The organism is Arthrobacter sp. Y3225116, from assembly GCF_059091245.1.
Genome location: NZ_JBNHGL010000096.1, coordinates 1 through 10,375 on the forward strand (window position 1 = coordinate 1; position 10,375 = coordinate 10,375).

10 protein-coding genes are annotated in these 10,375 nt (G+C 68.7%); 4 read left to right on the plus strand and 6 right to left on the minus strand.

All coding sequences use genetic code 11. The features are described 5' to 3' along the window. Positions 1-194: 194 nt before the first annotated feature. The 6 genes from AC5RV2_RS10370 to AC5RV2_RS10395 all read right to left on the minus strand — a co-directional run bounded on the left by AC5RV2_RS10370 (position 195) and on the right by AC5RV2_RS10395 (position 4,939). A complete protein-coding gene (locus tag AC5RV2_RS10370; protein ID WP_494092258.1) occupies positions 195-1,388 on the minus strand; it encodes a CpaE/TadZ family protein in 1,194 nt (397 codons plus the stop codon). Next, the gene (gene cpaB, locus AC5RV2_RS10375) at positions 1,385-2,101 is read right to left on the minus strand and encodes a Flp pilus assembly protein CpaB (protein ID WP_494092259.1); all 717 of its coding nucleotides are present in this window, start codon (positions 2,099-2,101) and stop codon (positions 1,385-1,387) included. Before cpaB ends, AC5RV2_RS10370 begins: the two co-directional genes overlap by 4 nt. Before the next feature lie 11 nt (positions 2,102-2,112). Further along, positions 2,113-3,138 (minus strand): pilus assembly protein TadG-related protein, encoded by a 1,026-nt coding sequence (locus tag AC5RV2_RS10380; RefSeq protein ID WP_494092260.1) that lies wholly within the window; start codon positions 3,136-3,138, stop codon positions 2,113-2,115. Then, positions 3,126-3,530, minus strand: coding sequence for a TadE/TadG family type IV pilus assembly protein (locus AC5RV2_RS10385; RefSeq protein WP_494092261.1), 405 nt, complete (start codon positions 3,528-3,530; stop codon positions 3,126-3,128). Before AC5RV2_RS10385 ends, AC5RV2_RS10380 begins: the two co-directional genes overlap by 13 nt. A gap of 93 nt (positions 3,531-3,623) precedes the next feature. Next, positions 3,624-3,839 (minus strand): Flp family type IVb pilin, encoded by a 216-nt coding sequence (locus AC5RV2_RS10390; protein WP_494092262.1) that lies wholly within the window; start codon positions 3,837-3,839, stop codon positions 3,624-3,626. A 401-nt stretch (positions 3,840-4,240) separates the two neighbouring features. Continuing rightward, complete coding sequence (locus tag AC5RV2_RS10395) at positions 4,241-4,939, minus strand: TetR/AcrR family transcriptional regulator C-terminal domain-containing protein (protein WP_494092263.1); 699 nt, start codon at positions 4,937-4,939, stop codon at positions 4,241-4,243. A 212-nt stretch (positions 4,940-5,151) separates the two neighbouring features. Here AC5RV2_RS10395 and AC5RV2_RS10400 point away from each other — a divergent pair, with 212 nt between their 5' ends. From AC5RV2_RS10400 to AC5RV2_RS10415, 4 genes are all read left to right on the plus strand, one after another. Then, positions 5,152-6,549, plus strand: a complete 1,398-nt coding sequence (locus tag AC5RV2_RS10400) for a flavin monoamine oxidase family protein (protein ID WP_494092264.1) — start codon at positions 5,152-5,154, stop codon at positions 6,547-6,549. A 2-nt stretch (positions 6,550-6,551) separates the two neighbouring features. Beyond that, entirely contained in the window at positions 6,552-7,475 is a 924-nt protein-coding gene (locus AC5RV2_RS10405) for a universal stress protein (RefSeq protein WP_494092265.1), read from the plus strand. Between the two features lie 2 nt (positions 7,476-7,477). Further along, positions 7,478-9,019, plus strand: coding sequence for an APC family permease (locus AC5RV2_RS10410; protein ID WP_494092267.1), 1,542 nt, complete (start codon positions 7,478-7,480; stop codon positions 9,017-9,019). A 199-nt stretch (positions 9,020-9,218) separates the two neighbouring features. Beyond that, positions 9,219-10,124, plus strand: coding sequence for a macrolide 2'-phosphotransferase (locus tag AC5RV2_RS10415; RefSeq protein ID WP_494092266.1), 906 nt, complete (start codon positions 9,219-9,221; stop codon positions 10,122-10,124). Positions 10,125-10,375 lie beyond the last annotated feature (251 nt).

The window sequence follows — 10,375 nt, forward strand, 5'->3', positions numbered from 1 at the left end:
CGCTGTCGCCGCCGGAGTCGCAGCCGTCGCCGCTGTCGCCGCTGTCGACGCCGGAGCGGCGGAAGCGGACGCCGAAGCAGCCGGTGCCGGCGCGGGGGTGGCGGTTGCAGCCGGCGCGGCCGCATGGCCACGGGCGGGGGGAACTGTCGGGGCGGTGCCGTGCACTGCCTGAAGCCGTTGGGCAAGGTTCATGGCTATCCTCTTCGGTGACGGCCGCGGCGCTTGAGCAGGCCGGCCGGGGCGGGGGCAAAGCGGTCCACCACCTTGTGCAAGGCGCGGGCCGCAGGATCGCGCGGGGCGCTTTCGAGCACCGGCACGCCCTGGTTGGTGGAAATCCGGACCGCGCGGGTGTCCGGGATGACGTCGTCGACTTTGCAGCCGAGGGTGGTCTCCGCGTCGCGGCGGGTGAGACCGTCGCGCGGATCCGCACCGTTCAACACGATGTGGCGGGTGAGCGGTTCCATGCCCAGCTCGCGCAGGATTTCGAGCTCCTTTCGGAGTCCGCGGATGCTGGGAACGTCCATGCCGCCCACGAAGATATAGTCCGTGGCGCGATCCAGCGCGGCCAGCGTGTGCTCCGACAGCCCCGGGGACGTATCGATGATGACGTGCGCGTACTGCGCGGCCAACTGGTCCAGCAGCAGCGATACCTGCTCGCCGGTGACCTGGTCGGCATCGGCCGGCGACGGCGGTGCGCACAGCGCATACAGCCCGCTGGGGTGTCGGGCCAGGAAAGACTTGAGCACGATGCTGTCTTTCTGGGCGTTGGGCTGCACGGCGTCGACCAGGGAATGCTCCGGCTCCAGGCAGAGCGCGCTGGCCACGTCGCCGAACTGCAGGTCCAGGTCGACGATGACGGTCTGCTGCTCCGAGGCGGCAGCCAGCCCGACGGCGAGGTTGGTCGCCACCGTGGTCTTCCCGGCGCCGCCCTTGGGGGAGACGACGGCGACGACGCGGCCGTTTGCGGCCTGGCCGTCGGACGAGGGGACGCTGTGCCGCCGGTGGGTGGCGCTGCGAACGGCTCGGTGCAGCAGTGCGGCGATATCGCGGACATCGGCGTCGGGGTCCACGACGTCGCGGATGCCGGCGCGCATCGCGGCCAGCACGATGTCGGGGCTCGGCCCCGCGACCAGCAGCAGCGAAACCTCGGGCCGCTGGGATTCGAACTCGGCCGCCAGTGCCAGCGCCTGCCCGGTGGCCAGCCCGGGGCCAAGCACCACGGCATCCAGGAGCTGCGGGTTGGACAGCACGGCGAAGACATCGTTGGGTTCGGTGGGGAGGCCGGCGCCGTTCCACAGCTGGGTATCGCCGGCCAGGGAGCCTACCGCGGCGGCCGCGAAGCGTTGTTCAAAGTCCGCGTCCGTGCCCACCAGTACGTAGCGGCTCATTTGTAGACCTCATCCCTGTCCACCAGGCGCGTTCCCTTGTCGCTGGCGTCGGCCGGTTCCTTCGAGAGCCAGGTGCGGGCGTACTCCTGGGCGTACACGATCTTTTCGGCGTCCGGTGCCATGACCGCCAGGGTGACCAGCACGTTGTTGGCGGGGACGGTGGCATCGCCCGACTCGGCGGCGACCGCCACGCCCTGGACTCGGGTGACCAGGACCTTATGCAGCTCCAAGTGTGTGACGCCCTTGCCGTCGCCCGGGCCTTCCATGGAGATGAAGACGCCGACGGTGTCGCCGGCCTTCAACTGCCCGCCGACCACGCGTGCCGGCTCCAAGGAGATGGAGACCTCTTGCATGCCCTTCGGGACGGCCACAGTTCCCGGTTCCTGCAGGTCTGCGGGCGGGGCAAAGCGGGCCGCCAGCAGCTGTTCGCCGGCGAGCAGGTCGACGGTGGCGACCTGTCCGGCCAGCTTCTCCACGTCAGTTACCGCCCCGTCCGCGGCGACCTTGGCCGGAACCAGTTCGGCCGCTACGTACGCGCCGAGCTCTTCGCCGGGGGTGCCAACCGGAACGTTCTTGGCGACCACCAGGACCTCCACCGTTTCGGTGCCGGCCAGGGCGCGCTGATCGGCGCTGCCGATGTAGGCGAGGACCATCATGGTTCCGACGAGGGCCATCAGCAGGGCCGCCAGGGCGCCTATGATTCTCTTTTTCACCGACGGTGCTCCTAGTGGACAAGCGTAACGAGGGAGGCGCCGAAGGTGTTGTTGGCGCCGCCGAAGATGAAGTCTTGTTCGCCGGCGTCGAGCGTCACGAACGTTTCGAACTCGCCGATCAGCGCCCGGCAGCTTCCGGTGCACTGCACGGAGGCCGGGCTGAGGTTGTTATGGGACGTGCTGCTGAAATTCCAGCCGGTGACCTTGAAGGCAGCGAACCCGATGACGTGGTACCAGCCATTCGTCCCCTGACCGCCGACCTTGTCATACAGCGGCAGCAGGACGGTGGTACCGGCAATCTGCTGCAGCATGTTGGTCTGCTTACAGGCGGACGGCACATCGTTACCCGAATCGCTGGCCACCTCAGGATCGACGGGGAAGCCCGGAAGGCCGGTTGCGCCGATGTTGATCTTGGCCTGGCATGGGCGGGCCGGATCTTGCTTCAGCCAGCCGAAGCCGCCCGGGATCGTGTAGGCCGCCCCGGTGCTGCCCGGCACCGTTGAACTGGAACATCCGGCGTTTGTCAGCCCGTTCGGGTTGAATTCCACCCGCTGCAGGCCGCCGTCGAGCATGCCCAGGAACTGGCAGTAGGAAATGGCGATGGGGAGGACGGATGTGCCGGCGACGGGGGCTCCCCAGCGGGCCCGGGATTCGGTGCTGATGGAGGCGGAATCGTCCAGGCCGAGGATGGGCGCGAAGTGTTGGGCCAGGAAGTGGCCGTCGGCAGACCGCGTGGTGGTGGTGACCGTGGCGGTCGCGGCGGCGGGGTCCAGTTGGACGCTGGCGTTGGCCAGGCCGTCGTTCGCGTTTTGGTTGGCGAGCGAGGTGGCGAGGGCCGTGAAGTCCGCATCGCAGTGGCCTGCCGCGCAGTTTTGGGCGACGGCCAGCGCACCGGCGTCGGCGCCGTTCTTTAACTGGGCGCGCTCGAAGTACAGCGCCCCGATGTCCAGGACGACGGCGGCCATGCCGAGCAGCACCACCATGAAAAGGGCGGTGGTGACGGCGGTGGCGCCGCGTTCGTCGCTCAGACGCTGCACTGCATGACTCCTTTTCCGGTCAAGGTGATGCTGGCCCCGAAGAGGCCGGAGAGAAAATTCATGGGGTAGGCCACGGTGACGGTGGCGACCGAGCCCGGCGCACAGGCGCCGGTGGCACTGGGGGAAACGGCGACGGTGACTTGCTCCGGTGCAATCCGCGGGTTTAGCGCCGGGGCCGAGGCGATCACTGCAGCCCGGGATTCAGCCGCGCTGGACGCCGCGCTGTTGATGGTCATCACGCGCGCCCCGTCCCGTGCCGCTGCGGTGAGCTGCATCTGGGCGTTGTAGACGCGTCCGAACTCGACGATCCCCAGCAGCAACAACAACAGAACCGGCAAGACCAGGGCGAACTCGACGGCTGCCGCTCCGCGTTCCGATGTCATGCGCTTCATGTGTTGCTCTTTCACAGTTCGGTGGCTGGGGCGGGGCAACCAGTGCCGCCGCCCCAGCCACCCAGGAGGTGGATTTGGTAGTCCGGATTAGCCTCAGGCCGGGGCGGTGCCGATGTTCAGCTTGCCGCCCAGGCCCTTGAAGAAGTCGCTCAGCTGCGGGCCGAAAATGGTCAGCCCGGCGATCATGACGACGGCGATGAGGCCAACCATGAGGGCGTACTCGACGGCGGTGGCGCCGGTCTCCTCGCGCTGGAGGCGGTTCTTCACGGAGAAACCGAGGGTCTGAAGGGTGGCGATGATGGAAAGCATGAGATCTCCTGTGCGATTGAATCGCTGGCATTCTGGCCAGCGGCCGGCTGGCACCTCGCCAGCTCTTCAAGAAAATTAGCAAGCCGAAAGCCCCGAAACGGCGGGCTTTTGCCAATCCTGCGACACCTGCCGGGGAATGCTTCCCCCGATGGGTAAACGATGCACTTTTCCTGCGGTTTAATGGTTTTTCCTGCGGAAAGTAAGACCGGTTGAAGGCCCCGGTCGTTGACTGCACTGCCCGCCGCCGTCCCCCTGCCCGCCGCCGTCCCCCACGCCGGCTACCGCAGGCCAACTTTCCCCGCACACCATCGACTATTCGGATGACGCCCTTATCGGGCCTGGAAAGGGGTGTTATCTGACTTCTCGATGGAGGGGCAGGGGGTGCAGCCGCGTGCCGGGGGTCAAGCGGAGCGGGCGGCCTCGAGTTGCAGCTCCAGGCCGGCGATCAGCGCCTCGAGGCCCAGCCGGAAGGCCGCATCGGCGGCCGATCCGGCGGGGCCGGCATCCTGCGACCGCACGGCGGAGGTGAAGACCGGGTTCGCCGCGGCGAGCTCGCCCGATTCGAAGATGTCCGCCGGTGCGGTCACGTCGAAGGCCGACCCGAAAATGAAGGATTCCAGGGCCACGATCGCCGGCACCACCTGCGGCTCCGGCCAGCCGGCCCTCAGGAAGCCGGCGGTGACGGCCTCGTACATGGCCAGCGTGTGCGGGGCGCCGGTGACGGGCAGCACCGCGATCACGGGAATCAGCGGGGCGTGATGGGTGAAGGCGTCGCGGTAGGACCAGGCCCAGCGGCGCACCGCGTCCGCCCACTCCAGGTCCGAAAACACGCTCACGTCCACGCCGGCCATCACGTGGTCCTGAAGGAGCAGCAGCACGTCGTGTTTCGACGCCACGTGGTTGTAGAGCGCGGAGGGGGCCACGCCGAGGGTGCGCGCCAGGGCCGACATGGTGAGCCCCTCGTAGCCGCGCGATTCGATCAGGCCGAGCGCCGCCGTCGTCATCAGTTCCTTGGACAGCAGTTTCTGCACGGGGCGGCCGGCGGGGCGGTTCCCGTTCCGGACGGGGGCGTCCTCGCCGGCTGGGCGTGTTGTTACCACGGGCTCCCTCTTCCCTCGGCCGTGCGGGCCGCGGCGGTGCGGCCTTTAGGGCCATCCTACGCAACGCTTTCCGAACGTCATGGAGGCACCGGTTTCCAAAAGGCTGTGGCACGGGTTACAGTGTTGTCGCTAAATGAATGTCGTTCATTTAACGGGCGGGGCCAGACACTTAAGCGGCCCGACCGCCACGGCACGAACGGGAGTAGAACACAGTGAGCAAGTTGAAGCGGGACGTAGTAGTCATCGGCGCCGGGCCCTCCGGGCTGACCGCGGCACGGGACCTGAAGCGGGCGGGCATGTCCGTGGCCGTGTTGGAGGCGCGTGACCGCGTGGGCGGCCGCACCTGGACCGACGTGGTGGACGGAGCCATGCTCGAGATCGGCGGTCAGTGGGTTTCGCCGGACCAGACGGCCCTGTTGGAGCTGCTTGACGAGCTGGGGCTGGAGACATACAGCCGCTACCGCGAGGGCGAGAGCATCTACCTGGACCCCACCGGCGAAGCCAAGCGCTACACCGGCGCCATGTTCCCGGTCAGCGCCTCCACGGAGTCCGAGATGAACCGCCTGATCGGGCTGCTGGACGCCCTGGCCGGCGAGGTCGGCGCCGAGGAACCGTGGGCGCACCCGAAGGCCCGCGAGTTGGACACCATCTCCTTCGACCAGTGGCTGCGCCAGCAGTCCGCGGACGAGGAGGCCTGCAACAACATCGGCCTGTTCGTGGCCGGCGGCATGCTGACCAAGCCCGCGCACTCGTTCTCGGTGCTGCAGGCGGTCTTGATGGCCGCCTCCGCCGGTTCCTTCAGCAACCTGGTCGACGACGAGTTCATCCTGGACAAGCGCGTGGTGGGCGGCATGCAGGAGGTCTCCGTGCGCCTGGCCGCAGAGCTGGGCGACGACGTCGTGCTCAACGCTCCCGTCCGCGCGCTGCGCTGGGACGACGACGGCGTGACCGCCACCGCCGACGGTGTCACCGTAGAGGCCCGCTACGCCGTGATGGCCGTGCCGCCGAACCTGTATTCCCGCGTCTCCTACGACCCGCCGCTGCCGCGCCGGCAGCATCAGATGCACCAGCACCAGTCCCTGGGCTTGGTGATCAAGGTCCACGCCGTCTACGAAACGCCGTTCTGGCGGGCGGACGGCCTCTCGGGAACGTGCTTCGGCGCCAACTCGGTAGTCCAGGAGGTGTACGACAACACGAACCACGGCGACCCGCGCGGAACCCTGGTCGGCTTCGTGAGCGACGAGAAGGCCGACGCGATGTTCGAACTCAGCGCGGGGGAGCGCAAGGCCGCGATCCTCTCCGCTATCGCCGACTACCTGGGCCCGGCGGCGCTGGACCCGGAGGTGTACTACGAGTCGGACTGGGGATCCGAGGAATGGACCCGCGGCGCCTACGCCTCCAGTTACGATCTGGGCGGGCTGTCGCGCTACGGCAAGGACCAGTCGACCCCGGTGGGACCGATCCATTGGTCCTGTTCCGACCTGGCCGGCGCCGGCTACCAGCACGTGGACGGCGCCGTGCGGATGGGGCACGCGACCGCCGCCCGCATCCTGGAGGCACACACCGCCGACGCCGGTGAACTCGTCCCCGCTGCGGGCCGGGAGGGCTAGGCATGCGACGCTACGTTGTGGCCTATACCGCCACGGACAGCGGGCGCGAAGCAATCAACCTCGCGACGGCGCTGGCCCGCCGGCAGGGTGGCAGCCTCGACCTGGTCATGGTGCTGCCCGAATCCTCGCCCTACTCGGGCGCCTATCCGCGGCCGGAATCGGGCTTCGGCGGGATCCTCTCCGAGCAGATCGAGCAGTGGCTGGCCGAAGGACTGGACCTGGTGCCCGACGACGTTCCGGCCCGCGCCCATGTGCGCCCCGCCGACTCCAACGCCGAGGGCCTGATTGCCGCCGCCGAGGAATTCGGCGCGTCGCTGATCGTGATCGGCGCCGGGCGCAACAGTGTTTTCCGCCGCTTCAGCGTCGGCACCGTCGCCAGCGGCCTGCTCCACGCGTCCACGGTCCCCGTGGCGTTGGCGCCGCGCGGCTACCGGCGCACCGACTCCGTCTCGCGGATCACGGTGGGCATCGGCAACCGGGCCGGCGCGGACGAGGTCATGCAGGTCGCCTTGAACGCCGGCCATCAACGGGGCCTGGACCTGCGGCTGCTCTCGCTGGTGCCGCTGGATTCCTCCGACGCGGACGCGGTGTCCCGTGCCCAAGCCCACGTGAAGGAGCGGCTGGCAGAGGCAGAAGCGGTGCTGCCCGGCCGGGTGACCGCCGGCGTCGCCGAAGGCCGCTCGATCGAAGACGCCATCGACGCGCTGGAGTGGGACGACGGCGAAGTGATGCTGATCGGCTCCAGCCGGCTGGCGCCGCACAACCGGATGTTCCTCGGGGCGACGGCCAGCAAGGTGCTGCGCGCGCTGCCGGTGCCCATGATCGTGGTCCCGCGCGGCTACCTGGGCGCCCCACAACGTACCGAAGATCCCGGCGAGCCCTCGGTGCCCGAACATTCCGACGGCGCCGGCCGCAAGGAGGCATGACCATGACCACTACCATCACCAAGCCCGGGCGCACCGGGGGCGGCCTGAGCCGGAAGGGCCTGAAATCCGGATCGGTCGGCCTGCTCGGCGCCGTCGTCATCGGCGTCTCCTGCATTGCCCCGGCGTACACGCTGACCGGGGCGCTCGGCCCCACCATCGCCGAGGTCGGCGTGCACCTGCCGGCGATTTTCTTGGTGGGCTTCATTCCGATGCTGCTGGTGGCCCTCGGCTACCGGGAACTGAACAACGCCATGCCGGATTCCGGCACGTCCTTCACCTGGGCCACCCGTGCCTTCGGCCCCTGGGTGGGCTGGATGGGCGGCTGGGGCCTGATCGCCGCAACGGTGATCGTGCTCTCCAACCTGGCGGCGGTGGCGGTCGACTTCTTCTACCTGATGCTCGCCCAGCTCACCGGCAACGCGGCGCTCGCCGACCTGACCAACAACCTGCCGCTGAACATCGCCACCACCTGGATCTTCATCGGTCTGGCCTGCTGGATCTCGTACCGGGGCATGGAAACCACCAAGACCTTCCAGTATGTGCTGGTGGCGTTCCAGGTGGTGGTGCTCGTGTGGTTCGCCGTGGCCGCCTTCGGCCACGTGGCGGGAGGCACGGCGTTCGACGCGCTGGAGATCTCCGCGGACTGGTTCAACCCGTTCGGCGTCGAATCCTTCTCGGCCTTCGCCGCCGGCATCTCGCTGTCCATCTTCATCTTCTGGGGCTGGGACGTCACCCTCACCATGAACGAGGAGACGAAGGACCCGGAAAAGACGCCGGGCCGTGCCGCCGCGGTAACCATCATGGTCATCGTCGTGATCTACATGACCGTGGCACTGGCCGTGCTGGCCTACGCCGGTGTGGGCTCCGAAGGCCTGGGCGCCGGCAACCCGGAGAACCAGGAGAGCATCTTCGCCACGCTCGCCGGCCCGGTGATGGGACCGTTCGCCATCCTGATGTCCCTGGCCGTGCTGAGCAGTTCGGCCGCGTCGCTGCAGTCCACGTTCGTCTCGCCGGCCCGGACCATGCTCGCCATGGGCCACTACCGGGCGCTGCCGGCCGGTTACGCCACGATCAGCCCGAGGTACAAGTCGCCCAGCTACGCCACCGTCGCGGCCGCGGTGGCGGCCGGCGGCTTCTACACGGTCACCCGGATCATGTCCGAAAACGCGCTGTGGGACACCATCACGGCGCTGGGCATGATGATCTGCTTCTACTACGGCGTCACCGCCCTGGCGTGTGTCTGGTACTTCCGGGCCGATGCCTTTACCTCGCTGCGCGGCTTCGGGCTCAAGTTCCTCGCGCCGCTGCTGGGAGGCGTCATCCTGCTGGTGATGTTCGTGCAGACGGCTGTGGACTCGATGGATCCTGCCTACGGTTCCGGTTCTTCGATCGGCGGCCTGGGGCTGGTATTCGTACTCGGCTGCGGCGTGATCCTGCTCGGGGCGGTGCTGATGGTGCTCATGTACCGGCGCAACCCGGAGTTCTTCCGCGGCGCCACCCTGCGCAAGGGAGTGGCCGCCGACGACGTGGCGGACCGCGGCTGACCGAAGAGGACGGCCATCCTGTAGCAACCGTCGACGGCGGTGCCTCCCCCTAACGGGGCGGGGGCACCGCCGTCGTGCGTGCCGCAGTGCCGGCGGCGGTGAGGCGGGGGCAGTATGGCCGGGCAGGTGCCGTGGCGGGCTGGCATGGCCTCCGCACGGGCTTGTGGCTACAGTGGCACACAGCCGACCGGAGGTGCCCATGAGCGCAGCGCACGACTACACACCTGACTCCGTCGCCGACCTCGCCTCCCAAAACGGGCTGGCCATCGATCCACGCTCGGTCCGGTTCAACGAGGCCGGGCTGGACTACCTGGTGGCCTATGCCACCGCCCATGACGGCAAGAGGTGGGTGCTCAGGATCCCGCGGCGGCCGGACGTCGCATCGAAGATGGCCGACGAGGCCAGCATCCTGAACCTGGTCAAGAACAGGATTTCCGCGGCGGTGCCGGACTGGCGGATCCGGAACCGGAGCCTGGTCGCCTACCCGGAGCTGCCGGGCGAGCCGGGCCTGACGCTGGAGGACGGAGAGCCCGTCTGGCACTTCGACCGCGAGTCTCCGGCCTACTGCGCGTCGTTGGGACGGCTGATCGCCCAGCTGCAGCGCATCAGCGCGGACGAGGCGCGCCAGGCCGGCATCCCGGCGTTGACGGCCGCCGAGGTCCGTGCCGAGATGCGAACCAACCTGGACAAAGTGAGATCTGAGTTCCGGGTGGCTGCGGACCTGCTGCGGCGATGGGACGCCTGGCTGGGCGACGACAGCTATTGGCCGGAGTTCACCGCTTTCAGCCACGGCGAGCTGTACCCGGCCCACCTGCTGCTGGACGAGAACGCCGAGATCCGGTCGGTGCTGGACTGGACGACGGCCAGGGTGGGGGATCCGGCCCTGGACTTCAGCCTGCACTACATGATGTCCACACCCGAGGCCTTCGAATTGACCGTGCGGACTTTCCGGGACGAGGGCGGCCGGGTGCCGCGGCGGCTGGCCGAGCATTGTGCCGAACTGGTTTCGGCCGGTCCGATCAACTACGGGTTGTATGCGATTGCCACCGGCGACCCGGACCACCAGGCGGCAGCTGCCGCCCAACTGGACCCGTCCCGGGGCTGACCGGCAACAGCAGAGCTTCGCCCGGGCAGCGGGTGCCGCAGGGCAAGAATAATGGCCGGCGCCCGTTCGCTGACGCCGGCCATTGGATTGTGGGGCCGCTACTTCCGGCGGCCTTTGCCCTTCTTGAGCGGGTTGCCCTTGGCCAGCGGCGGTGCGGTGCACGCCGATCCCGTCGCTGGGTTTGCCGCCCGGTTTTCGGCGACGGCAGGCTTTTCCACGCCCGGTGCCGCCGCAGCCAGGGCGCCGGGCGT